Origin of the sequence: Halalkalibacter alkalisediminis (assembly GCF_028610705.1) — a bacterium.
Lineage (GTDB): Bacteria > Bacillota > Bacilli > Bacillales > Bacillaceae_D > Halalkalibacter > Halalkalibacter alkalisediminis.
Genome location: NZ_JAQQWT010000002.1, coordinates 34,834 through 58,302, shown reverse-complemented (window position 1 = coordinate 58,302; position 23,469 = coordinate 34,834). Strand labels below are relative to the sequence as shown.

The 23,469-nt window shown below is 35.8% G+C and carries 23 protein-coding genes, 1 other RNA gene and 1 pseudogene; 2 read left to right on the top strand and 23 right to left on the bottom strand.

What is annotated here, in order from left to right; all coding sequences use genetic code 11:
• Positions 1–319: 319 nt before the first annotated feature.
• From PQ474_RS02800 to PQ474_RS02720, 17 genes and pseudogenes are all read right to left on the bottom strand, one after another.
• A complete protein-coding gene (locus PQ474_RS02800; RefSeq protein ID WP_273840404.1) occupies positions 320–814 on the bottom strand; it encodes a DUF3221 domain-containing protein in 495 nt (164 codons plus the stop codon).
• Positions 815–942: 128 nt separating this feature from the next.
• On the bottom strand, positions 943–1,218 hold the full coding sequence (locus PQ474_RS02795; protein WP_273840402.1) for a hypothetical protein: 276 nt from the start codon (positions 1,216–1,218) through the stop codon (positions 943–945).
• A 1,944-nt stretch (positions 1,219–3,162) separates the two neighbouring features.
• The gene (locus tag PQ474_RS02790) at positions 3,163–3,969 is read right to left on the bottom strand and encodes a cytochrome c oxidase assembly protein (RefSeq protein WP_273840905.1); all 807 of its coding nucleotides are present in this window, start codon (positions 3,967–3,969) and stop codon (positions 3,163–3,165) included.
• Positions 3,962–4,477 carry a DUF2243 domain-containing protein gene (locus PQ474_RS02785; protein WP_273840401.1) on the bottom strand — a complete coding sequence of 172 codons (516 nt, stop codon included), beginning with the start codon at positions 4,475–4,477 and terminating at the stop codon, positions 3,962–3,964. Before PQ474_RS02785 ends, PQ474_RS02790 begins: the two co-directional genes overlap by 8 nt.
• Before the next feature lie 215 nt (positions 4,478–4,692).
• Complete coding sequence (locus PQ474_RS02780) at positions 4,693–5,427, bottom strand: sulfite exporter TauE/SafE family protein (RefSeq protein ID WP_273840399.1); 735 nt, start codon at positions 5,425–5,427, stop codon at positions 4,693–4,695.
• Between the two features lie 253 nt (positions 5,428–5,680).
• Positions 5,681–6,658, bottom strand: a complete 978-nt coding sequence (locus PQ474_RS02775; RefSeq protein WP_273840397.1) for a ring-cleaving dioxygenase — start codon at positions 6,656–6,658, stop codon at positions 5,681–5,683.
• Between the two features lie 266 nt (positions 6,659–6,924).
• The gene (locus tag PQ474_RS02770; RefSeq protein WP_273840395.1) at positions 6,925–7,086 is read right to left on the bottom strand and encodes a hypothetical protein; all 162 of its coding nucleotides are present in this window, start codon (positions 7,084–7,086) and stop codon (positions 6,925–6,927) included.
• Between the two features lie 187 nt (positions 7,087–7,273).
• Complete coding sequence (cysI, locus tag PQ474_RS02765; RefSeq protein WP_273840392.1) at positions 7,274–8,992, bottom strand: assimilatory sulfite reductase (NADPH) hemoprotein subunit; 1,719 nt, start codon at positions 8,990–8,992, stop codon at positions 7,274–7,276.
• A gap of 27 nt (positions 8,993–9,019) precedes the next feature.
• Positions 9,020–10,855, bottom strand: a complete 1,836-nt coding sequence (locus PQ474_RS02760; protein WP_273840390.1) for an assimilatory sulfite reductase (NADPH) flavoprotein subunit — start codon at positions 10,853–10,855, stop codon at positions 9,020–9,022.
• A gap of 287 nt (positions 10,856–11,142) precedes the next feature.
• On the bottom strand, positions 11,143–11,349 hold the full coding sequence (locus PQ474_RS02755; RefSeq protein ID WP_273840388.1) for a KOW domain-containing RNA-binding protein: 207 nt from the start codon (positions 11,347–11,349) through the stop codon (positions 11,143–11,145).
• A gap of 349 nt (positions 11,350–11,698) precedes the next feature.
• Positions 11,699–12,097 carry a DUF2203 domain-containing protein gene (locus PQ474_RS02750; RefSeq protein ID WP_273840387.1) on the bottom strand — a complete coding sequence of 133 codons (399 nt, stop codon included), beginning with the start codon at positions 12,095–12,097 and terminating at the stop codon, positions 11,699–11,701.
• Positions 12,098–12,187: 90 nt separating this feature from the next.
• Entirely contained in the window at positions 12,188–12,766 is a 579-nt protein-coding gene (locus tag PQ474_RS02745; protein WP_273840385.1) for a hypothetical protein, read from the bottom strand.
• 132 nt (positions 12,767–12,898) lie between these two features.
• Positions 12,899–13,226 (bottom strand): annotated as a pseudogene (locus PQ474_RS02740) (tryptophan 2,3-dioxygenase family protein); the annotation flags it as partial.
• Between the two features lie 132 nt (positions 13,227–13,358).
• Positions 13,359–13,910 carry a hypothetical protein gene (locus tag PQ474_RS02735; RefSeq protein WP_273840384.1) on the bottom strand — a complete coding sequence of 184 codons (552 nt, stop codon included), beginning with the start codon at positions 13,908–13,910 and terminating at the stop codon, positions 13,359–13,361.
• A gap of 247 nt (positions 13,911–14,157) precedes the next feature.
• Entirely contained in the window at positions 14,158–14,688 is a 531-nt protein-coding gene (locus PQ474_RS02730; RefSeq protein WP_273840382.1) for an autoinducer, read from the bottom strand.
• Positions 14,689–14,894: 206 nt separating this feature from the next.
• Positions 14,895–15,542: a pentapeptide repeat-containing protein gene (locus PQ474_RS02725; protein ID WP_273840380.1), complete on the bottom strand. Its 648-nt coding sequence runs from the start codon at positions 15,540–15,542 to the stop codon at positions 14,895–14,897.
• Between the two features lie 141 nt (positions 15,543–15,683).
• A complete protein-coding gene (locus tag PQ474_RS02720; RefSeq protein ID WP_273840379.1) occupies positions 15,684–15,884 on the bottom strand; it encodes a cold-shock protein in 201 nt (66 codons plus the stop codon).
• 184 nt (positions 15,885–16,068) lie between these two features.
• Here PQ474_RS02720 and PQ474_RS02715 point away from each other — a divergent pair, with 184 nt between their 5' ends.
• Positions 16,069–17,085 (top strand): DUF3231 family protein, encoded by a 1,017-nt coding sequence (locus PQ474_RS02715; RefSeq protein WP_273840377.1) that lies wholly within the window; start codon positions 16,069–16,071, stop codon positions 17,083–17,085.
• Positions 17,086–17,192: 107 nt separating this feature from the next.
• On the opposite strand, the gene PQ474_RS02710 is transcribed toward PQ474_RS02715, so the two are convergent.
• Entirely contained in the window at positions 17,193–17,816 is a 624-nt protein-coding gene (locus tag PQ474_RS02710; protein WP_273840376.1) for an NUDIX hydrolase, read from the bottom strand.
• Between the two features lie 192 nt (positions 17,817–18,008).
• Here PQ474_RS02710 and PQ474_RS02705 point away from each other — a divergent pair, with 192 nt between their 5' ends.
• Positions 18,009–19,100: a glycoside hydrolase family 15 protein gene (locus tag PQ474_RS02705; protein ID WP_273840374.1), complete on the top strand. Its 1,092-nt coding sequence runs from the start codon at positions 18,009–18,011 to the stop codon at positions 19,098–19,100.
• 56 nt (positions 19,101–19,156) lie between these two features.
• On the opposite strand, the gene PQ474_RS02700 is transcribed toward PQ474_RS02705, so the two are convergent.
• From PQ474_RS02700 to PQ474_RS02680, 5 genes are all read right to left on the bottom strand, one after another.
• A complete protein-coding gene (locus PQ474_RS02700) occupies positions 19,157–20,302 on the bottom strand; it encodes an LL-diaminopimelate aminotransferase (protein WP_273840904.1) in 1,146 nt (381 codons plus the stop codon).
• Between the two features lie 125 nt (positions 20,303–20,427).
• Positions 20,428–20,612, bottom strand: a non-coding RNA gene (gene ssrS, locus PQ474_RS02695) — 6S RNA.
• A gap of 141 nt (positions 20,613–20,753) precedes the next feature.
• A complete protein-coding gene (locus PQ474_RS02690) occupies positions 20,754–20,957 on the bottom strand; it encodes a CLC_0170 family protein (protein ID WP_273840372.1) in 204 nt (67 codons plus the stop codon).
• A 17-nt stretch (positions 20,958–20,974) separates the two neighbouring features.
• Positions 20,975–22,201 (bottom strand): Ger(x)C family spore germination protein, encoded by a 1,227-nt coding sequence (locus PQ474_RS02685; RefSeq protein WP_273840368.1) that lies wholly within the window; start codon positions 22,199–22,201, stop codon positions 20,975–20,977.
• Positions 22,146–23,456 (bottom strand): spore germination protein, encoded by a 1,311-nt coding sequence (locus PQ474_RS02680; RefSeq protein ID WP_337956317.1) that lies wholly within the window; start codon positions 23,454–23,456, stop codon positions 22,146–22,148. Before PQ474_RS02680 ends, PQ474_RS02685 begins: the two co-directional genes overlap by 56 nt.
• Between the last annotated feature and the right edge of the window lie 13 nt (positions 23,457–23,469).

Here is a 23,469-nt window from a genome sequence, read left to right as displayed (position 1 = left end):
CGTTTTTAGATTTGTAATTGATCAAACATCAGGTAATAAACGGTCCTATGCATATTTTTTTATATTAAGTCCTTCTAATAAAACCATATAACCATTCCTATTTAATCATTTTATATGGACAAAAAGATGCCCTTTGGCCTATTAGAGTAGCTAAGGGTCAGTGGGCAAGATTGATATTTCGTTATCGTTTACAAAGCTAACCAACTCTCGTTTGTCCACCTATCGGATGTAAATGCTTCCTTTATGTCAGCCTTCCTAAAGGAGAACGCTGTGAAAACTTCGTTACATTGGCTCTTTATCTTACATATTAACTTCACGCCTATTTTTCATCTACCACATCAATATGAATTTCCATATTACTAAACGTATCGTATAGAGTTACCTTCCATGCAAGTGAACTTTCATTAAACTTTATAGATTTAACAGCCATTACAGATTTGTTCTCCAATGAACTTAGAGCGCTAGATAACACTTCTGGCTCAGTGAGGTTGGTCTCCTTAGGTTGGCTTTGATAAACTTTCGTAACATATATAACCTCTGATTGGCCTGGATATGAGTCCGCGACAAAGTCATACCAAACTTTAACCTTGTCTCCAACTTTAATTTCAACTGGTGCATTTGTAAACCAAATCGCATTGTAAAATTCAGCAATACCACCGGTCGAGCTAAAATCTTTCGAGTCCGAACTAACTACTAAAATCCTATTTCCTTGAATGTCTGTGACAAATCCCGTAATCCCTGGAGCTGAAAGAGGTGCAGTACCAGCACAGCCAACTATGAGTAGGAAAAAGAACAAAACGATGAATTTTTTCATTTATCTACCCCTTTATTATATGAAACGCTGTTACTTATAAGATGGTTACACAGATAACGTTATTTGAACTTATTCCTTCGTAGCTCTTTCTCTAATCATTAGATGTTTTGGTCTTTTTACATGCCCCTTTAAAATAAGAAGGTGCTTTTTAACTTTTCTGCATCTTCTTTGTCTAAAGTTTCATAACCCTCTTTCTCATTATCACTGATGAGGGTTGCTGAATCATCGCTATTTGACCACACTCTATATTTATAAAGTCTTTCAGGCATATTCTTTTCAAGAGGATAAAATAGTGTAACGGCTACGTCCTCTTTTCTAGACATTTCAGCTTGAACACCAGGTTCCCCATTTACTTTTTCAAAAGACTTTCTAAGTATTTGAATACTTTCGTTATCTGTTATCATTACAGAGTATTCAGAAATTCCTTCTGTTTATGATTTGAAATGAAACTGTACAATGATGAGTAGCAAGAAGACCATCCATTTCTTTTCAGTTGAGTCAGCCAAGACATGAAAAATATCATCTAAGTTACCAATGTTTAATCATATGGTTCACTATTATGTCTTACTTTAAATGAAGATTGGCCAAACTATATTTAATTTGAAACCAAATAGAGAGGACAGCAGAACGCTACCTCTCTTCTTTAAATTTTTATAACTACAAGTTCCAAATTTACATTCTTTTGAAATTCGTATGAATCGGTTTTATCTTTGACCTAGTAGCCTTTTTCTTTAATCAGAGCAATTAATGGATCTAAGTGCTCATTTTCTTGCCAAAAAACTAATGAGAGGATTTGTACTTTCTCTCGAGAAACTCTTAATAACTCATTTAATGAGCTTAAATTAAAGAGTTCTCTTTAAGAGAACTCTCACTTACCAGGAGTTGCCTCATTAGTTTCTCAATCCTTATTATGTTCTACTCCGGTATACACTTTGCACTAAATAATATCCTAATATAATTAGAGCTATTACCGACATAGTAGATAAGTCGATTTTTATAAGAGGAATTAAAGATCGTAAAGCGAGTTCTAATAAGAAGATGATCAGTGTTGGTAAGAGGGCTAAAGAAATGAATTTGTTTACATTTAAGTGCCATCTTCCTTCTGATCTGAACTGATAAATCAAGTGTTTAATGTTAAGTAACATCCCCAAAAAAGTAAAGACGAAAATAGGGATCAAAATGGATACAGAATATAAAATCTTAGAAGTTGAAAAACGAGCAAGATCGTGCCAGTCTCTTGATACTTCTAGCAACCATCCTGAGATTAGTAAAAATGTCACCCATCCTAAGCACTTTATGAAATTCATGTTTCTTCCCTCACAATATGCGTTAAGTAACAACCATTACTCTGATTCGAATTCATTTTCGTTTAGAAATCAAGAAAAGGGTTTTAATTCAAATTTCTTTGTCCTATTGAACGACCTTATAGATAAGTAGTCCTGTGTCACTAAGCCACTTATCTATAGATTCGTCAATTAACTAAAATACTAAGCCACTAAGCTACTTAATTTAATATCCCCGCGTCTTTCTTTTCTACAAAAATGATTCAATGTCGGTTTGTAACTGGAGCTCTTCAGATTTTAAACCGTTTTCAACATTTTATTGAATATCATTGGCTATTTCTTTAGAGCTTGAATCAGTTTCATCTAATGACGTATGAATGGTAAGATAATTAAGATAGTTGCCCTTTTTTCCTTGAAACAAATACCACCTTAGTTAAAGGTATGTCCATCGCAGTCGTCTTATTACAGCGAAGTCATAATCGAAACCCTGAGAGGAAGAGTAAAAACTACTAAGGTCTTTGAATATGAAAAATGGTTTGTTCTGCACCGAACCTTTGTACATTTTCTTTAATTTTCATTCTTATATTTTCCAATAGTTTCCGAAAGCTTTTTTGGCGGATCGGATCTCGGCAACAATCTCTGTTATCTTTAGTCATAAAATGCAAAATGGATCATGCATTAAAGTACTTCAGTTTCATAGCCGTCTCCCCACCATTGTGGCAGTAGTAGATACGAAACTTCGGTTGACTTATTATCATGATGAGTATCTGAAAAAATGAAACCAATCCAATTACTTGTAAGTTTATTTTTAATCACCAAGAAGCAACTATTATGAATGCCCTCTGTTAATTTGGATGACCGCTATTGATTACTTCTATTTTTAGAAGTTATAACTGTATGAATACATGCCAAAACAAATTCAAGATTCGATAAGGGAGTGTCTCCCTTAATATCGAACAGTATAACTGATTCCATTATCTAATCTAGATAGCATATCAGATACATGTTCTGATATGGATTTATTATAGTCTCATTATTTATAACAAATTTTATCTTTTACTTGCTTTACCTAAGACTGTAATGATGGTAACCTCTTACCATTTTGGGGCGACTATCTCTATACCATTGAGAGCAAAGAATAAAGATGATGATGATGTCAATGACATCGCCACCGTAGTACATGAGCATACCTCCTAATTCAGCTTGCGAAGGAGACACTCCAGTAGGTGGGTTTGCATAGATAAACTTTGACAAGATACCGTGAGCCGCTATAGCAAGCACCAATACAATAGAGCGATAAACATAACTAGTACGATGCGGTATTAGGTCTACATTAATCATTGATATGGTAAACAGATATCCAGCCAAGAAAACGTGCATGTGTACCAAAACGTGAAGAATGAAACTATGATGCATCGCTGAATATAAGTCGGTTGTATATAAAATCCATAATCCTCCTACATTAAGCAAAGAAGCGACAATAGGATCTGTCACCACTCGAAAAAATGCATGTTTAAGTAATCGAGAAACTCTTCTAGCTATTATCACAGGAAGAATTCGCATAAAGAGAGTCATAGGAGCAGCTAATACCATTATAAGAGGTCCAAGCATCCCAAGAAATAAATGTCCAAGCATATGTATGGTAAAATCAGTATGTGCTTGCTCAGCTAAAGGGCCAGCAACAGTAAACAGCACCAACGTAATGCCAACCACCCAACAGATCGTCCGATAGACTGGCCATTTCTTGTATTTACGATTTGAAAAGACGACTGCAAGTAAGTAAACCATCAATCCTAATAAAAAAGGGAGAGCTAAGAGGAACTGTGATAAAGTGCTTATTACATGGTTCCCATGATGAAAATGATCATGCATGTTCACTTGAGACATTTCCTCCTTTTTGTTTTTCACGTCGCGTACGATTTATAAGAATGATTCCTGCTATGATCATAACAAGAGCGCCTATATTCCAAATTAAGTCATAAACAATCACATTTTCTACGTATCTAATCTGGTGTAACCTCATCATTTTATGTTGAACGATCCCATCATATAGCTGGAAGACACCTGCTCCAACTAGAACTCCTCCCCACCATCTTGTAAGCCATAAGGCATTACGGCGCCTAAGGTCAGCAAACAAAAATAAACCTGCAATGGTTGCAAACCAACTAAAAGCATGGAACAGACCATCTGAAATCAACCCAATATCGGTTGTAGATTTATCATAAAAATGATGCCAACGTAGTAACTGATGAAAGACCATCTCATCAAAAAAAGCAATTAATCCGAGTCCAAATAAAATACCTGACCAGAGGTTACGAGTCGAATACAGATGACGATTCATTTCATTCGTCCAATTTTCACTAGCACTTTCCCTATCCATAGAATCCTCCCATTTAAAGACTATTTACCCTCCATTTTCCCCCAATCGATTAGGCTGTAATCAAAGATGAAATAAAAATATGAGAATTAAATACAGTTGATCGTAGAAAGATCTCCTTTTTATATGGAATTTATTTTGTCACGCATTCGTCTCATCTAACAGATACATAAAAAATGACTCATACAGAATGTATAAGTCCAAAATCACTTTTAAGATTAACTAAGTAAAATTAAATTTAACGCAGCAACTAACACCATAACCATAGCGAATTTTTTTATTTGTTTACTAGGTAGTTTCTCGAACCATTTCAAACCTAATTGAGTTCCTATAAAAACGCCTATAGCTCCTATTAAGAAATACAAATAAAAGGTGGAATTAAAATCTCCATTTACTCCATGAAGAAGTAAAGTAAATAGACTTGTAACAACAACCGTCACTTGGAGATTGGCATTATATTTATGCTTCTCCTCATATAGCATCAAGAAATAAAAGACAAAGAAAGGTCCACCTACAGCAAAGACACCTCCAATAAATCCACCCAAAAAACCCAGGGACACTGGGGTAATTGGATTCATCGCTTTTGAAGAAGATGTTTTCTTATTGTTAAGAAATAGATATATAACCATTCCAATAAGAAAGAAGCCTAATAATTTTTGAAGAAATTCCATTTCTCCATATGTACTTAACACGAAAAACGAAACAATCCTTCCTACTAAAGCTGAACTAATGATTACCAATAACCCTTTTAATTCAATATATTTATAAATTTTCTTGATGATGCTTATTGAAGCAACTAATAATAATGCAATGACAATTAGTGTGCTTTCCTTCAGCGTCAGTATAATTGGTAAAAAACCCATTGCCACTAAACCGAAACCAAAGCCACTTGCTCCTTGAATAAAACCACCTAGTAATACAATTAGAAAAACAAACAATAACACTAGAAGCATTCGCATACATCCTCATTAAACTTAGATAAGAAAAAAAGTAATAAATAACTACCTAGGTAATTATAACGCAATCTGGAAGCATTTAATATAATTCTTTCCTTTATCTGTTATCGAGTCAATATCTCTACTTAGAGAGAGTAGAGCGGGGCTTCAAAAAATGATTAATCTTTTAAATGTATCAAAGGAGAAATTTGCTATAAGCAAAACTTCTCCTTTGAATTTTATTATCTATCAAATTAGGTTCTATTGAGATTTATTCTTTAACAAATTCTCTCGTGCTTCTTACTGTATCAATCGGACGAACTAATTTTTCAATTTGTTCACGTTTTGATTCCAAGAATGGTGGTAGAGATAATTTCTCTCCTAATGTTTCATATGGTTCATCACCCATAAATCCTGGTCCATCCGTTGCAAATTCAAAAAGGATTTGCGGTGCTACTCTTGCATACAAAGATTCAAAGAAGTGTCGATCTACATATCCAGACGTTTGGAGACCAAAACTTGGCAAACGTTCAATCCATTCATTTAATACAGCCCGATCTTCGACGCGGAAAGCGACATGATGCACAGTTCCGAATCCTTGTCGGGCTTGAGGAAGGAGAACGTTATGTTCAACAATCACTTGGGCTCCATTTCCGCCCTCCCCCATTTCAAATAAATGCAGTGAACCTGATTTATCAATTTCTTTAAATAATAATACTTTCTCAAGCACTTCTTTTAAATAGTCAAATTGAGCCACCCGTATAAAAATCGGCCCCAAACCTGTAATGGCATATTCTAATGGAATAGGTCCTTTTTGCCATGGAGTACCCGAAGCAATCCCATTATCAAATTCATCAGAGATCAACTGATAGTGTTGGTCATCGAAATCAACGAAAGAGAGCGTCTTTTTCCCAAACAGTTCTTTGATACCTGTATGACTCACCTGAAGTCGCTCAAAGCGTTTCATCCAGTAATCCAATGCTGCATCATTCGGGACACGAAAAGATGTTTTAGAAATTTCATTGGTTCCGTGAGTCCCTTTGGGGATACCTGGAAAATCAAAGAAAGTCATATCCGTTCCAGCGCTTCCTCTGTCGTCAGCAAAAAATAGGTGATACGTTTGAATGTCGTCTTGGTTAACCGTTTTTTTAACTAATCTCATACCAAGCACAAAAGTAAAAAACTCATAATTTTTCTCAGCACTACTTGTAATAGCTGTTACATGATGAATCCCCTTTAATTCATTCATATTTATTCCTCCGATTTAATGTATATTTTTTCATTATTTCTCTTAAAGACTAATTGATTAAAAAAATGAATACTATTAATTAAAGTATCTCTAATTCGAGATAAATATATCATATGTACTTTTCATTTGTCAATCACGGCATATGAAAAGTTTCAATTACTAAAATAAATCAACATAAACTATAAGCACCATTATATATATTAAAAAAAGAAGATTATTCTCCTTTTTAGACAACTAGCGTTCCTGATATATACAGGAACGCTAGGCTAGTGATTATTATTTTTGCTTTTTTCTAGTTCATTGAGTTTTTGTTCAATCTTACTTAACTGTTTACTCTTTTTCATAGATGAACGAATTAACCATATCACTAAAAAAATAATAGAAATAGGGATTAATATAGCAATTAATTGGTAAATAACAGAACCCATGTAAACTCCTCCTATTCCTAATCATTTTATCATAGCCCTACCTTTGTAGGAATTAGTTTCCAATAAACAACATCATTTATCTCTCTAGAAGCAATAAGAAGAGACGAAAATCTTATAGATTTCCGTCTCTAGTTTGGAACGAGATTTGGATCTGCCTAAAGTGAATCCTTTACCTCTTATTTTTTTTTTAAGCGTGAAAATTGGTTCCATCTGTTACCGCTTGAATCACTCCAGCTCGGATCACAAAATTACCAAAATGTTCTCCCTCTTCCCGTTCTTTTGCATAGCGAGAAAGAAGCACTTTTAATTCGCTTAGTATCTCTTTTTCACCAATGTTTTCACGATACATTTTGCTTAATCGACTTCCATCAAATGCTGCCCCTAAATACATATTGTATTTACCAGGAGCTTTTCCGATAAATCCAATCTCTCCAAGAGTTGGACGAGCACAGCTGTTTGGACAACCAGTCATACGAATCGTAATTTCTTTATCGCGTAATCCATTTGCGTCTACTAGCTCATCAATCTTGTCTATTAGAACAGGTAAATAACGCTCTGCTTCTGCCATCGCTAAGCCACATGTAGGAAGAGCTACACAAGCAAGAGAACTACGGCGGATGGCAGAGTAGTGTTTCCCATCTGTTAATCCATATTGTTCAATTAGCTCATTGATTTTTTTCTTCTTTTGTGTCGATACATCAGCAATAACTAAATTTTGGTTGGCTGTCAGACGGAAATCACCCGTATGAATTTTGGCGATCTCGCGTAAACCAGTCATCAATTTATAATCGTCTAGATCTGTAATACGACCGCCTTGAACGAATAGTGTAAAGTGCCATTTCCCTTTCATGCCCTTTACCCAACCATAGCGATCTCCGTTGTGGTCAAAGTGAAAAGATTTTGCTTTTTTTAATTTCCAACCAAGTCTACTTTCAAGCTCATCTTTAACCGTTTCAAGACCAAGTCGATCAACTGTGTACTTGAAACGTGCGTTTTTACGCTCAGAACGATTTCCATAATCCCGTTGAATCGTAATGATTTTTTCTGCAACATCATAGATTTGTTCTGGTTTACAGAAACCTATGACTTTTGCTAGTTGAGGATAGGTCTCTTTATCCCCGTGAGACATCCCCATTCCTCCACCTATCATGACATTAAACCCAGTAAGTTTACCATCCTCAATAATGGCAATAAACCCAAGGTCCTGAGAGTATATGTCTATGTCGTTTGATGGAGGAACCGCGACACCAATTTTAAATTTCCTTGGCAAATATAGCGGACCGTACATAGGTTCGATTTCTTCTATTTCTGGTGTGCTAGCCACTTTCTCTTCATCTAGCCACAGTTCGTGATACGCTCTAGTACGTGGCAATAAGTCATCACTTAATTGTTTCGACCATTTGAAAACTTCAGCATGAACCTCAGATTGATCTGGATTTGGATTAACCATTACGTTTCGGTTTACGTCCCCACAGGCTGCAATTGTATCTAAAAGAGAAGCATGAATTTCTTGGATTGTTTTTTTCATATTCCATTTTAGAATGCCATGCATCTGAAAGGCTTGGCGTGTCGTTAACTTTAACGTACCATTTCCGTATTTTTGAGCAAGGTCATCCATCACTAACCATTGTTCTGGTGTTGAAACACCACCTGGCGTACGAACGCGTAACATGAATTGATAAGCCGGTTCAAGCTTTTGCTTTTGACGCTCATTCCGAAGGTCTCGGTCATCCTGTAAATAACTTCCGTGGAATTTCATTAATCGATTGTCATCATCAGAAATACCGGAACTGAGTCGATCTAACATGGTTTCTGCCAATGTCCCACGTAAGTAGTTACTTTCTTCTTTTATGCGCTCAACATCGCTTGGTGCGCCTTCTGGGGCCCTTAATAGTTGTTTCGACATATTAATTGAACTCCTTTCGTTCTATTATCAATATACATCACGTTGATAACGTTTATTTTGTTGCATATCTGCTACATATTGTTCTGCTTTTTCCCTTGTCATGCCGCCTTCATTTTCGATGATGTCGATAAGAGTCTGATGAACGTCATGAGCCATGTGTTTCTCATCCCCGCATATATACAAAACTGCACCTTCTTGAAGCCACTCGAATAATTCTTTGCTATGTTCAAGCATCCGGTTCTGTACATACACTTTTTCATTGGTATCACGTGAAAAGGCTACATCCATTTTCGTTAATACACCGTCTTTAATCATTTTTTGCCATTCAGTTTGATAAAGAAAATCGGTAACAAAATGCTGGTCGCCGAAGAATAACCATGACTTCCCTTCGGCTCCTATTTCTTCACGTTCCTGCATAAAAGAACGAAACGGAGCAATACCAGTTCCAGGACCAACCATAATAATTGGCGTTTCAGGGTTTTCTGGTAGTTTGAAATTAGGATTTTGCTGAATATATATTGGTAATGTATCACCAGCTTGTAAGCGCTCTGCGCATAAAATCGAGCACACTCCATTACGCTCACGCTCATGCGCTTCGTAGCGAACAGCCCCAATTGTTAAATGAACTTCATCCGGGTTTGCTGCATAGCTACTCGCAATAGAATAGAGACGTGCAGGCATTTTGCGAAGAATAGAGATAAAATCTTGCGCCGTATCCCCAACTGGTCCAAAATCACGAATGAAATCAAGCAAATCGCGACCATTTAAATATTCTCTTGCTTTTGCTTCATTACCTGAAGATAAAAGTTCTTGTAATTCTTTATTCGAAGATAATTTACTGGCTTGCTCTATTAACGGTTTCGTTAATACAGTGATCTCAAAATAAGAAGTAAGTGCATCTTTTAATGTACGAACGTCTCCTTGCTTATTCACTGTTACATTTGTTTCAGGGTCGACATTCAATTCATTGATAATCATTTCCACTAGAGTCGGGTCATTTTCAGGATAAATGCCAAGACTGTCACCTGGTTCAAATGTGATTCCCGAGCCTTCTAGTGATAATTCAAGGTGACGTGTTTCTTTATTTGATCCACGGCCATTTAAATTTAAATTTTCAAGAACCTCTGCTTTAAACGGATTCGTTCTAGAATAAGTTGATTCACTCGTCTGTGAAGTCTGAACAGTAGGGGTTGTTTCAGCTCCTGCTTGCTGCGCTCCCCTTAATCCTTCAATAACTCCATTGACCCACTCAGCTGCTGGCTCATCATAATCTAAATCACAGTCAACACGCGAGTTAATTCTTGTTCCACCGATTTCCTCTAAACGTTGATCAAACTCTTTCCCTGTTTGACAGAAAAATTCATAAGAGCTATCTCCAAGTGACAATACAGAAAAACGGAGGTTAGTCAGTTTAGGAGCTCGTTTACCATGAAGAAATTCATGGAACGAAAGCGCATTATCCGGTGGCTCACCTTCACCATGCGTACTTACGACAATAAGAAGGTTCTCGACCTTTTTCAAGTTATTTGGTTTGAAGTCACTCATTGAAGAAACAGTAACTTGGAATCCATGTTCACCAAGTTTCTTTGAAGTACTTTCTGCAAGTCTTTGCGAGTTACCTGTTTGTGACCCAAAAAGAATAGTCACTTCTTTTGAAATAGACTGTACGGTATTTGGGACTGTTCCTTCTGTTTCTACATGTGTAGCCGATGTCACTGGTGTTGACGAAACCACAGCTACTTGGCTTGCGGCTAAATAGCCTGTTAGCCAAACTTTTTGTGATTCTGTTAGAGTTGGCAGTAGGCGGTTTAATAGCTCTGCCTGCTCTTGATTAAAAGGACTGTTCATTACCTGGAGTTGCAACTATATCCACCTCACAAAGGAATCTTTTTTATTGTTTGTCATTTGAATCATTTTTTTACTTTGCCCATTCTTATGTAAAATGACTAATACCATCGTATGTTTATTACTCCTATCAGTCAAATATGTTTTTGTGATTCTAATCATTTAAATTCCTTATGATACTCCCAACAACGCACGGTCCATGTTTTTTTATGGATCTATCTATATATTAACCCTTAAATGACTAAAATTGGTATTTTAGGGATAAGAAGAAACCTTGAGCATACTCAAGGTTTAAAGGAATTCTTTTAGTTTAATCGCTGATAGTTATCATGCTTAATAACGGTTCTAAATTTACTTTTATCTTTAGTAAATACGTTATTGAATTCGATGGCTACAGTGTTATTGTAGACGTTAATAACACTTCCTTCTTCTCCATCATATTCACCATTTAAAACCTTAATTTTATCTCCAATTTCAATGTCATGTCCTTTTTCTTCAGCATCTTTTGTCATAATGCACCCCCGTTTAGTTAATGTTTGAGTCATTTTGTTTTTTCATACATTCTGTGCCAACAAATCAAGACTTTAATTCACCTCAAATTAAGTATAAATTAGTTAAATGTAGTACAACACATCGAATGTTTAAGCCTTTAATTTTAATGAAAATAATCTATTCAATTTCTTTCGCAAATTAAAAGGTTTTTACTTGTTCCTAAAATTTAACATGTATATTTAAGCAAAATTCACGTAAATTAAAAGAACCAATTAAGCTATTCTATTATAAGCTAATTGATTCTTTTATTCTACTAGTAATATTGTGACTGAATTATGTCCATTTTACGACAGCTTTTGTTAAATCCATTTATTTTAGTTTCTTTCTCCCACTATACCCATCAGTTGCTCCATGATAATGCGTAATCTCAGCTTCTCCTTGCTTCCAACATAGCAGAACGTCTTCACCATTTATCAATGCTGGAAAATCTAAAAGTCCTAGATCAATGCTCTTCAATTGAACACCTAAAGAATGAATATTAGATAGATAGAGCTGAGCTTCCAATTCCATAAATTCTAATTCAGATTCTTTCATAAATATGAGCTCTGTATCTGTTTGGAGCTTTTGTGTAACTGCATTTTTCATTTTTCTTAATTGGCTTTCTTTATAACCCAGATCGTTTTTTAATTGTTGTAGTTCACAAAGTTCTTTTTCAAGAGTAGGTAATAGTGCATTGGCTTCAGCAAGTGTGAAGTATTTTTTAGACATCTACAACACCTCCAAATCTAGTATAACAAAAAAAAAGCCCCTATAAAAAGTAATGGGCTTTAAAAAGAATACTAGTTTGACTGAGAACAGTTATATATCACTAATACAATCGATATATTGTCTAGCAAAATTATCGGCTGCTTTTTCATGAGGGATATTCCGGTATCTCTTCTTCTCTCCAAGTGTATCTCCATGTTTCATTGTTTCAACAAATCGATCATAATGATATTCTCCTCGATCAAAGTAATCAAACAATCGTTCTTTCTTATTTTTTCCACTTCCGCCAATGAGGGCATGAATATAATGGCCTACTTCATGTAATAAAACAAACGCAGCGTATTCAAAACAAGTTGTACGACTTTTCTTTAAATCAATAAGGTATTCCTTATTTTGAAAATCTTCTGTAATGGACATGATATTCATATAAATGACTGGTTCAAACGTATCGCCGTCATCAATCGCTAACTCACCCGGAAAATTAATGGGTTCATCCGAAACGCAACAGGTTAAATCACCTACAGCCTCTTTAAATATGGATGTCTGCAACCATTTTGTTGTTGCATATATTCCTTCTAGGCCATGGTGCACATGTTTCTTTGAAATGTTAAAGCGCTCCCACAAATACTCTTCTTTTTCATATATGAAATGCAATGATTCCTTAATGATCACAGGCTACCTCCTCACTATAAAAGGAAAGCTGTCCTTTTATTCATTCTATTCAAGTGAGAGGTAAAGAATGAATGAATCCTTGTTAAGCAACAGAAAAGAATCATATGCTCATTTATTTTTTAAACTTATGTTTTATTCATTAACTTCTCTAAACGATCTTATATTTCTGTACATAAAATCCCATAATTCTGGATAAAAACGTTGATCTAGGACTTTTTTTAAATAATTTACACCTGAAGAACCACCTGTTCCTACCTTATATCCGATAATGCGTTCGACTGTCTTTATACCGGAACTTCTATTGATGTAGCCAATCTTCAATGTCTACGAGTTTCTAGAGCTAACTTGCATGAATAGATACATCATTAAAACTAGGCGCATAGTAGGACTTTTCAAGTTTGGCTTTTAGGTTTGGCTCCTTTTCATAGATTTTAAGACTATGGTTCGTTTTATAACTTACTCTAGTCTTGTCTTTAAAATCTGTATGATTTTCCCTTGATTCATTTTCTTTGTCAGTATCATTAGGATTTTGTGTCATCCTGACCTCCTACATTAAAAAGTGTCCATGTAAAATACATGGTTCGGTCAGCCACTAGTGTATCTCGTTGCCTTTTAACCTTATCATTTCTTGTAACCTTTCTTTACACCAAGACATCCTCTCTTCGTCTTGAATCTGCATGGCTTCATATAAATCCATTAATAAATAGTCAATTTCTGACTGAATGGCATACTCTGTCGGTTGATTAATGTTAGATAAAGTTACTTGCTTTTTCTGATCTTTTTTATTTAGGTTTTTGTTTCTGGTCAATTGATCATGGTTTATTTTCTTTGTTCTGCTGCTACGTTTTTCCTTAATAGTAGGAATCTCTAGTTGTTTTTTTCGAGCTTTAAATAAGAGTTGATTTAATGTAAGGGCGAACGTTCTATCGTTCGTTGTTAATTCCTGAATAGATAAAAACACTTTACTGTCTTTTTCACGAAATGGAAGTTCATAATTTTCATCCCCGAAAATGATCAAAACTCTATAATCCGTTTTCCTTACCCACTTGTAGGAGTACGTTTCTTTAATCTGTTTTAAAAACGTATAAATCATCGATAAATTAACTTCTAAATAAATATTTGAAAATCGAGCAAAGAATCTCATCTACTCACCTCATTTTTAATTTATTCTGTTTAATGAGCTCAAATAATGTATCAGTTTGAATGAACATAAAAAATAAAAAAGCGTTTACTTTTAATATAGTAAGCGCCGATATACATTATGACTGAATCTATATAAGGGAATGAGGGATTCTTCAGTAGTATTGGTGTATTCGTTTAGTATTATGTGATCATCAAATTGATAATGTTTAAAAAAAGAAGATGAATGTTCTTCACCTTCTTTCAACTACCTATTTAATGGAATTAGCGATCTCAATTAGACCTTGCACATTGTATTTGGAATTTTGTTTAGGGTTCCCTCCAATTAAGTATCCCCACCCATTTTTCTTAAAAGCCAACGTACGGAGATGAGTACTGTTGACCCTATAGTACGCTTTGTTTCCATCTTCTAACGTAATGATCTTATCTTCCTGTGTTAGATGTTGATCCATTTCAGAGTCAGGATACATAATATAAAAAATAAAATCTTCATGATGATCATGATTCAGCTTCATATAATGAATTTGTAAGTCTCCATTATCAGTTACTTTCCCAAAACGATGAGTAGGTTCAAAAGGCAGCACACTTGGAAGACTTACCTTTTTATTTACCTTTTTTTCAAATATGGCAATCGCTTCTTTTACAGGCAAGTAGTTATTTCCTTTAACGAATTCTTCAACTTCCTTTTCATCATTATAATTAGCTACCACCACTAAACTACTGAATGCACCAAAACTAAGACAAATGGCCAAAGCCATGTAGGTAATAAGTTTTACGTTCATTATGTAATTACCTCCGTTGTTTAAATTCCCTCATACAACCAATTAAAGGTATTATGTTTATTTACACGTATTATTATTCCTATGATAGTCTGACTTGGTCACGGCATCTTTCGTTTCTTATGGACCATTAACTGTCATGATAGACATATAAAAAGAGCTTGGTTACCTTATAATTCACTATCAAATTTTGCAAGATTTTGCCGGTATTAATCTTTAACAATTAAACCAAGTGCTTTTGCAAATCCAATCGCTTGTTCAAAAGAGACGGTACAACCTGTTAATTGTTCAAAAGAGATGGTTAATCTTTCAAAAGTACAGGTACTAAAATCGATTCCTTTAAGTTTAGTCCTAGCTAAATTAGCTTGTTCTAAATTACATAAATCAAATTCGAATTCTTTTAGTGTGGATTCATAAAAATCCGTATTTATCAAAAAACTGTTTCGAAATCCTACTTGTTTACAGTTGGAAAAACCAAAGGCCGCATAAATGGCTAAACATGACTCGAAAACTACATTCCTAAGAGTTGCTCCAGAAAAGTTTGCTCCTACCATCTTAGAATCGTTCATCATTACTCTATGCATAATCGCATCACTGAAATCCACATTAGATAAGTCACACTTTTCAAACAGTACATCGGTAAATTCAACATTTCTAAACGACACCTTTTCAAAGGTCACTTGACTGAAAATCATTTTATCGAAGATTAATCTGTCTTCACTCTTATTTTTCACTTCGCACTCTTCTACTTTGCAAGCACTAAAAAAACGTTCATTATTTAATTCGAACGTTAAATCAATAATTGGAACATCCGTGGGGTTCTTAGGAACTTCAATTTTTAACCGTTTGTTACTCAAACATTAAGCACCTCTTTCTCTCATATAGGGCCATATAGGGTACTCTATCCTGTTATAACTAAATAAGATATACCTTTTGAGTTTATTAAAGATACATAAGAAAAAACAGATCTCGTTTTGAGATCTGTTTTCCTGTTTCACTTATACTTTTTGTACATTGGTTGCTTGTGGTCCGCGTTGTCCTTCTTCTATGTCAAAGGTAACTTCTTGACCTTCATCTAGTGATTTGTATCCTTCACCTTGAATTGCTGAGAAATGTACGAATACATCTTCTCCACCTTCACGCTCGATGAATCCAAATCCTTTTTCACCATTAAACCATTTTACTTTACCATGTTCCATTGTTATTTCCTCCTAGCATGTAGCTTAATCTTGCTTTTTTATTATATCCTTCATATGAAAATTTAAACAAAAATAGCTTATTCTTTTTAGAATTATTTATTTGGCTGACATAACTGAAATTCGTCTAGTCCTTCATACAATATGATTTTGTTGGACATTCTACAAATGAGAAATAAGGAAAATAATGAGGTGGATAATGAACACTCCGAATATGACGGCATCCGAAATTGGGATACTCTGGACACAATATCTTCAAAATAGCATGTCTCTACAAATAGTGAAATACTTCAATGAAATTGTTGAAGACACAGATATTCGTTTAATTGTAGAACAAACACTCCAGTTAACAGGCAAAGTAAATAGCGAAATAGAACAATTCTTTCAAGTAGAAAACATACCTACTCCAGATGCGTTTTCTGAATCCGATGTTAACCTAAAGGCACCTCGCCTTTATACAGATCCTTTTATATTATGGTTTATCGAAACCATGGGCAAAGCAAGTTCAACTGCTTATTCTCTATCCCAAGGAGTTTCCTCTAGAACTGATATCCGTGCTTTTTTTTCGAAAATTTTGATGGAATATTCTTCGCTACTTAATGAAGCAATAGATATGGGATTAACGAAAGGAATCTACGTTAGACCTCCTTCCATAACAAAACCAGGACAGGTTGAATACATCACTGGAAAAAAATATTTTTCAAGTGGGTTGAATCCGTTTAATAAGCGAACATTAAATAGCGTTGAAATTATGCACCTTTCCGAGAATTTAAAAACCAATGCAATTGGCACTTTACTTTGCACAGGGTTCGCTCAAACGACAGAAAATAAAGAGGTTAAAAAATTTTTCATTGATGGTAAAAACATCTCCAATAAACATGTGAAAATTTTCTCAGAAAAACTTTCTGAAACAGGATTAACTGCTGCTATCTCACCTGATATCGGTGTAACTGATTCTACTACTAGAGTATTTTCTGACAAACTGATGATGTTCTTAAAAAGTGTCTTAAGCGCAACGGGGCAAGGGAACTATTCTACAGCATCCACTGCTAGTATGAGGTACGACCTTGTAGCTGATTACCAAAGATTATCCGCTGAGATTGCCTTATACGCTAAAGATGGGTTAGATATTATGTTAAAGCATGGGTGGCTAGAAGAACCTCCACAAGCTCCGGATCGCAAAGAACTCATCCACAGCAAATAAGTCCTCTTAAAATAATACAAAAAAAATGAGCTGCAGTTCATCAAGGCCACTGAAAAAGGTGAAAATCGTACCTTTTCAGTGGCCTCAATTTATCGCAGCTCATTTTTTTATACTAACGTCCGTTTAATTCTCTTTATGATCTGTTCGTAAAATGAACTACCGTGCGGGACAAAAGCTTCTCTATTCACTCTTTTAGATTGAAATATTGATTTCCCTAAAGCATTCACCTCAAAACCTTCAATATCTATCTCATCAATTTTTTCTAACCATAAGTCTAAAAAATGATCTAGATTAGCACGAAATAAGCCCGAGACTACCTCTTTTTGTAGCTTAAATTCATGAAAAGAATGAATGTTTCTATAAAGAAAAATGTTCATGATATCTCTATCAATAAACCCCCTTCTTTCTACGCTATACTTTATGATTCCTAGTGAGAAAAGATCCTTCACTGTAAGTTCAATTCCTAATTCCTCTTTAACCTCTCTTATTCCATCGACTACAGATTCATTAACAAGCAAATGTCCTGCAGCTGTTGTGTCTAATAAGTTAGGATAATCCTTCTTTTCTGTACTCCTTAATTGAAAATAAATGAAGTCCGAATTTTCTTCCCTCGCAATAAACCAACAATGAAATGTTTCATGCCAATGTCCCAATCTATGTACATCCGAACGACTTGCAACACCAATTGGTTGATGGTGCTCGTCAAAGATTTTGATCCGTTCATTTTCCATAAGAAACCGCCTAATTTGTTATTGAACTCAGGTTCGGGGGTAGGAGTGTATATAAGTCCTTTTATTCATTTCACCATTTTTTACGAATACATACAAGCGAATCATGTATAAGAGCAATCATTCTAGGTTAAAAAGAAGGATAACTGAATGTTTACCTTAATCAATGGATCGACAAAATGGGAGGCCAAGTATATGAATCATTTAGAGCAAAGCTACAAGCTGTTATCGAAATTGAGACAACCGAATCACTTGTATTTAGCGAGTCTATCAAAGGAGTATCATTATTTTTGGATAAGAGATGCTGTTTATATGTCTCTCCCTTATATGGACAAACCTTGCGATACATTCAAAACAACCATCCAGGCCATTTTAGATGTGTTTCGCCGTTATGAATGGAAAATCTCTATTCATACGAAACAACGGCCACAAGCCATGTACGAATATATTCATGCTAGATACTCTCCGGATGGTTTTGAAATTCATGATCAAGAATGGGGACATGCACAGCATGACATGATTGGGGCATTTTTATATGTAGTTGGTACAAGCATGCAAGACTACAATAAGAATTTGTTTCGTGACGAAAAGGATCATGAGATCGTGCAGAAGCTTGTTTCTTATCTTAGCTGTTGCAACTACTGGGAAGATAAAGACAACGGAATGTGGGAAGAATCTCGCGAAGTCCATTTAAGTAGTATAGGGGCATGTGTAGCTGGCTTAAAGGCGGTTCAACCGATTGTATTTGTCCCACAAGAAGCGATCGATAAGGGGAGGGCAAAGCTCGAATCTATGTTCCCAAGAGAAAGTTCGACGAAGGAGACAGATTTAGCCCAACTTAGTCTCATTTACCCTTATAAACTGTTTACCGGCGAAAAAGCCAAGCTTCTGATTGATAGAGTTGAAAAGTCTTTATTGCGTTCAAAAGGAGTCATTCGTTATGAAGGGGATAGTTACTACTCAACTCTAGAGAAGGATTTTGGACGATTCCATGATTCATCCTTTTATTATGGAACAGAAGCAGAATGGACATTTGGTCTTCCATGGCTTTCCTTATGTTATCAAACTCTAGATGACCAAAATCACTCATCCTATTACTTGAATCGAACGAAAGAAGTGATGTTAGAAAATGGTGTATTACCAGAAGCCTTTTTTGCACATACCGATATACCTAACCCTAATACGCCGCTTGGATGGTCCAGTGCGATGTATATTTTAGCAGAAGAACAACGAGGTTTTAGTTCTTTAGATTATATTGATTATAGTCAAACGAAGAGAGCAATCTAAACTAAGAAACCGCAATCGACTAAATCGATTGCGGTTATCTGCTTGCCATATAGAAATTACCGTTGAAAAATTCCACTTTCTTTTAATTTTAACATGGCCTTTTGTAGTACAGCTTCTTGTTGAACAAGAGAGATCCGTAAATACCCTTCTCCATATTTTCCAAAAGCAATTCCCGGGGTTGTAACAATGCCTGTTTGGTCCATTAATTGATAGGCAAACTCTGTCGATGTATACGGAGAAGGAACCTTGGCCCAAATAAACATGGATGCTTGTGGAACATCTATTTTCCAACCTAAAGATTGTAAACCTTCTACAAGGATGTCGCGTCTTTTTTTATACGTTGCTCTTAAGTCATCACTAAAACTTGAAGAATCATTAAGGGCAGCAATGGCAGCTTTTTGGATTGGCAGGAACACTCCATAATCTAAATTTGATTTTAGACGGTTTAACCCCTCGATTACTTCTGAGTTCCCAGTAACATACCCAATACGACAGCCTGCCATATTAAAACTTTTTGACAAAGAGTTAAATTCAATCCCGACTTCCTTCGCACCAGGAACAGATAAAAAACTAATCGGCTTTCTATCGAAGTACAATTCAGAGTAAGCAAAATCATGAAGGACAACAATGTCATTTTGACGAGCAAAGTGTACAACTTCTTCAAAGAACTCTTTTGTTGCAACCGCTGGAATCGGATTTCCAGGATAATTCAAGATCATCATTTTTGCTTTTAAACGAACGTCTTCAGGGATCAATGTTAAATCAGGCAAATAATTATTCTCCTGGAGAAGCGGCATAGGGTAAGGTGTAGCCCCCGCCATCGAGATACCCGCAGCATATGCTGTGTACCCTGGATCAGGTACTAAAATAATATCTCCTGGGTTAGCTAAGACAACAGGTAAATGAACAAGGCCATCCTGAGAGCCCATGACCATGAGCACTTCATTATCTGCTTCAAGCTCCACATTATATCGCAACTTATAATAGCTTGAAATAGTATCAAGTAATTCATCCGTACCCTCTAAAGAATACTTAAAAAGAGTGGGATCTTTAACATAGGTAGAAAGTTCTTCCATGACAGACTTAGGAGGCGACAAATCTGGACTTCCAATACTTAAATCAATCATCTCTTCTCCTGCATCCATTTTTTGTTTTTTATAAATAGCTAGTTCATTAAAAATACTCGTTTCGAAATCTTTCATTTTATTTAAAACGTAATAGTCATCCACATACCTCGCTGCTCATTTTTTTCAATTATAACAAGAAACATTTCGATTAGTGAACAAAAAAAGCCAGTCCTCGTTAGAACTAACTTTTTCCTACGATATGTATAGCCACAATTGCCGTTTCATTAATAGAGTTCCAAACCACCACTCCTCGAAGTGGGTGTCTGCAAAAACATTTCCGTCTTCCTCTACACATTGAAGGCTTGACTTTCATGTTTCGATGTAAAACTCCCTAAATAAGTATAAAGGTTGAAACATAAATTAAACACGAACAATGCAGCTGATACACATATAGTACATGAAAATTTATCATGGTTCAATGGTAAGAATAGGGAACAAATCTGTCTTTTGAACATTTGTAGATAACTTCAATTGGTAGAGATCTATTCCTAATACCTGTCATTTAGTTAATTTTCTCTTTAGAGACTTAAAAAACAAAAGTATTATAAACCCAACTCCCTACAAAGATAAGTAAACCTAGAATTACATTCAACCAACCAAACAGCCGAGCCAGTTTCTTTTCTTTTTCTAAATTATCCCGCCTCAATATCTCGACATCTAGAACTAGAGCAATTACACCAGACAATAAAAATAAGACGATCGTAATGTGAAAAATTCCGTCTTGGTGCATGACTTCATATCCTCTCTTTATTCGTTTTTCATACCCACCCTCTTTATACTAGCTGTCACTTCTACATCCACTGGCAAATCTTTATACAGTTCAAGCCACTTCTCTTTTGTGCGAATGTTTTTATTCCAATAACTCCGCTCTTTTGCACGCACATGCTCACCAAATCCGAAAATGTCTGACTGATCGGTTTGTGTTTTTTTGATCAAGGTGATAAAGCTTTCTTTTGCGTTCTTAGCTAGCTGTTTTTCTATATCTGGAATGGTTTCCGTATTTACCTTAAAATCTTCACTTATCACTTCTTCTATTTCTCCATCTACATGAACGCGAACTTTTAAATGTGGGAGGCCATTATTCATTTCGATTTTTATTTTTGACTTTCTCTTAACGGAATTAAACATGATCGTCACATCTTGCTCGGGATAGGGAAGTAGCACCGAATAGCCCGCAGGGTGGATTCCCATGATTGCCATATAACGCCCGACCTCTATCGCTTTCGTTGTACCCACGAGTTTTTCCTGATTAAAATATGCAAGACCTGAAATTTCGAGGTTACCATTTGCTTTAATTGAAACATAAGGTAGTATAGGTTCCCGTCCTAAACTTGCATTTTTACTCCAAGCTATTCCTAAATACTCTTCAGGAAATTTTCCTATTCTAATTGCTTCATCAATTGCGGTTACTAGATATAATGCAGGAATCCTCTGTAATTCGGGATCTAACTCCATGTATTGATCGGCTGTTCCTTCTGCAACAAGCATCCAAGCCGTTCTTCTGATTTGAGGACTCCTTTTTAAAAAATCACCAAAGGTACCTAAACCAGCATTCGCAAACTCCTCACTAACAACCAAAACTCGTAAGTGCCCCATAAATAAAGGAAGAGAAATTTGCTGTTCGAGGTTTTCCCAGGCATCATCAATGGTTCGGCCCACAACTTCTACTATTTTAACCGTATCGCTTTCTTTTTGACTTGGATCTCCACCTGTGCCTAAAGGAATACTGCCTGGTTTACCGATAATTAATTCACTATATTGAAAGATAGACTTTCCTGAGTAACTTTTTCCAAGTTGACAAATGATCCAAACCGCAAACAAAGCTACCAAAACCCCACCTATTATGATAAGTGGCGCCATTGTGTTTACTTCTTCAACTATTTCTCTTGCAACAGTCATTAATGCTGTGCCAATAATGCTACTTGCGGTTATAATCGCTGTTTGGATCGTTGTTATCTTTTTGGGAAACTCCATTTGTCTTATCCCACCTTTTATAACCGGCTTGTAAATCTAGTGGATTGCTTGGTTCTTGATTAAATTCAGCAATGACATCCTCTCCTAAACGGTCTTGGTTTTTAGGATGAAACTGTCCAGGTCTCTTTGGCATCTTCCAAAGTGGCATTCTTATTACTGTATCTTTCATCCCTTGAAAGTCTCCTGGGACGACTGGTGTTAAATAAGGAACACCAAAAGACTTTAACGAAAGTATATGATTCATGATTAATATGAACCCAAACATCAGGCCAATTAATCCGAACATGCCAGAGAGAATAACCACTGGAAAACGAAGCATTCTTAACGCGATGGCTGCGTTATAAGCAGGTGTAGCAAAGGAACCAATTGTCGTTAATGCAATGACGACCACCGTAATCGGGTTAACAAACCCAGCTTCCACGGCAGCTTGTCCAATAACAAGAACACCAACAATTGAAAGAGCCCCTCCAACCTGTTGTGGTAGTCGAACTGTCGCTTCTCTAAGTACTTCCATTGCTACCTCCATAAATAACACTTCCATAACGGTTGGAATGGGTACTCCGGCTCTTCCACTCGCTATGGCCATTGCAAAATCTGTCGGAATTAATTCAGGATTAAACGCAATAATGGCGACATAAAAGGATGGAAAAAATAAAGCAAAGGTTAATGATAAAATGCGAAGCAATCTAAGTAAACTCCCCATTATGAAACGTTCTGTATAATCCTCAACCGTTTGAAAAAATTGAGCAAAAACAGCAGGAGCTATGAGCGCAAACGGAGAGCCATCAGAAAGGAGTACAACCTTTCCCTCTAACATCGCCGATACCGCTTTATCTGGACGTTCCGTATTTTGGATTTGCGGAAAAGGAGACATGTGATTGTCTTCGATAAATTGCTCGATATAGCCAGAATCGGCAATACTATCGATATCAATCGCCTCTACTCGATCCTTTACTTCTTCAACGAGTCTAGGATCCGCAATCCCTTCTATGTAACACAATGCTACATTTGTTTTCGTTAATCGACCTACCTTCATCGATTTAATCCGAAAGTCTGTAGTCTGTAAGCGATAACGTAAGAGCGCAAGGTTAGATTGAAGAGATTCAATAAACCCCTCACGTGGACCACGAATAACTCGTTCTGTGTCCGGATTATCGATAGATCGTTTCTCGACATTCCGATTCCCGAAAAGAAAGCTCTCGCTTAATCCCTCGATTAAAACAATGGTATTCCCTTCCATAAGAGCCTGTAAAATATCTGCAATCTGA

Bases quoted from the DNA above. Each gene is read 5' to 3' on its own strand.
- PQ474_RS02790 (WP_273840905.1), bottom strand. From the start codon at position 3,969: ATGCATGATCATTTTCATCATGGGAACCATGTAATAAGCACTTTATCA.
- PQ474_RS02755 (WP_273840388.1), bottom strand. From the start codon at position 11,349: ATGACAAAAGATGCTGAAGAAAAAGGACATGACATTGAAATTGGAGAT.
- PQ474_RS02800 (WP_273840404.1), bottom strand. From the start codon at position 814: ATGAAAAAATTCATCGTTTTGTTCTTTTTCCTACTCATAGTTGGCTGT.
- PQ474_RS02720 (WP_273840379.1), bottom strand. From the start codon at position 15,884: ATGGAACATGGTAAAGTAAAATGGTTTAATGGTGAAAAAGGATTTGGA.
- PQ474_RS02775 (WP_273840397.1), bottom strand. From the start codon at position 6,658: ATGAATGAATTAAAGGGGATTCATCATGTAACAGCTATTACAAGTAGT.
- cysI (WP_273840392.1), bottom strand. From the start codon at position 8,992: ATGTCGAAACAACTATTAAGGGCCCCAGAAGGCGCACCAAGCGATGTT.
- PQ474_RS02750 (WP_273840387.1), bottom strand. From the start codon at position 12,097: ATGTCTAAAAAATACTTCACACTTGCTGAAGCCAATGCACTATTACCT.
- PQ474_RS02770 (WP_273840395.1), bottom strand. From the start codon at position 7,086: ATGGGTTCTGTTATTTACCAATTAATTGCTATATTAATCCCTATTTCT.
- PQ474_RS02715 (WP_273840377.1), top strand. From the start codon at position 16,069: ATGAGGTGGATAATGAACACTCCGAATATGACGGCATCCGAAATTGGG.
- PQ474_RS02785 (WP_273840401.1), bottom strand. From the start codon at position 4,477: ATGGATAGGGAAAGTGCTAGTGAAAATTGGACGAATGAAATGAATCGT.
- PQ474_RS02705 (WP_273840374.1), top strand. From the start codon at position 18,009: ATGAATCATTTAGAGCAAAGCTACAAGCTGTTATCGAAATTGAGACAA.
- PQ474_RS02735 (WP_273840384.1), bottom strand. From the start codon at position 13,910: ATGAGATTCTTTGCTCGATTTTCAAATATTTATTTAGAAGTTAATTTA.
- PQ474_RS02780 (WP_273840399.1), bottom strand. From the start codon at position 5,427: ATGCTTCTAGTGTTATTGTTTGTTTTTCTAATTGTATTACTAGGTGGT.
- PQ474_RS02685 (WP_273840368.1), bottom strand. From the start codon at position 22,201: ATGGAGTTTCCCAAAAAGATAACAACGATCCAAACAGCGATTATAACC.
- PQ474_RS02795 (WP_273840402.1), bottom strand. From the start codon at position 1,218: ATGATAACAGATAACGAAAGTATTCAAATACTTAGAAAGTCTTTTGAA.
- PQ474_RS02690 (WP_273840372.1), bottom strand. From the start codon at position 20,957: ATGCACCAAGACGGAATTTTTCACATTACGATCGTCTTATTTTTATTG.
- PQ474_RS02710 (WP_273840376.1), bottom strand. From the start codon at position 17,816: ATGGAAAATGAACGGATCAAAATCTTTGACGAGCACCATCAACCAATT.
- PQ474_RS02700 (WP_273840904.1), bottom strand. From the start codon at position 20,302: ATGAAAGATTTCGAAACGAGTATTTTTAATGAACTAGCTATTTATAAA.
- PQ474_RS02730 (WP_273840382.1), bottom strand. From the start codon at position 14,688: ATGAACGTAAAACTTATTACCTACATGGCTTTGGCCATTTGTCTTAGT.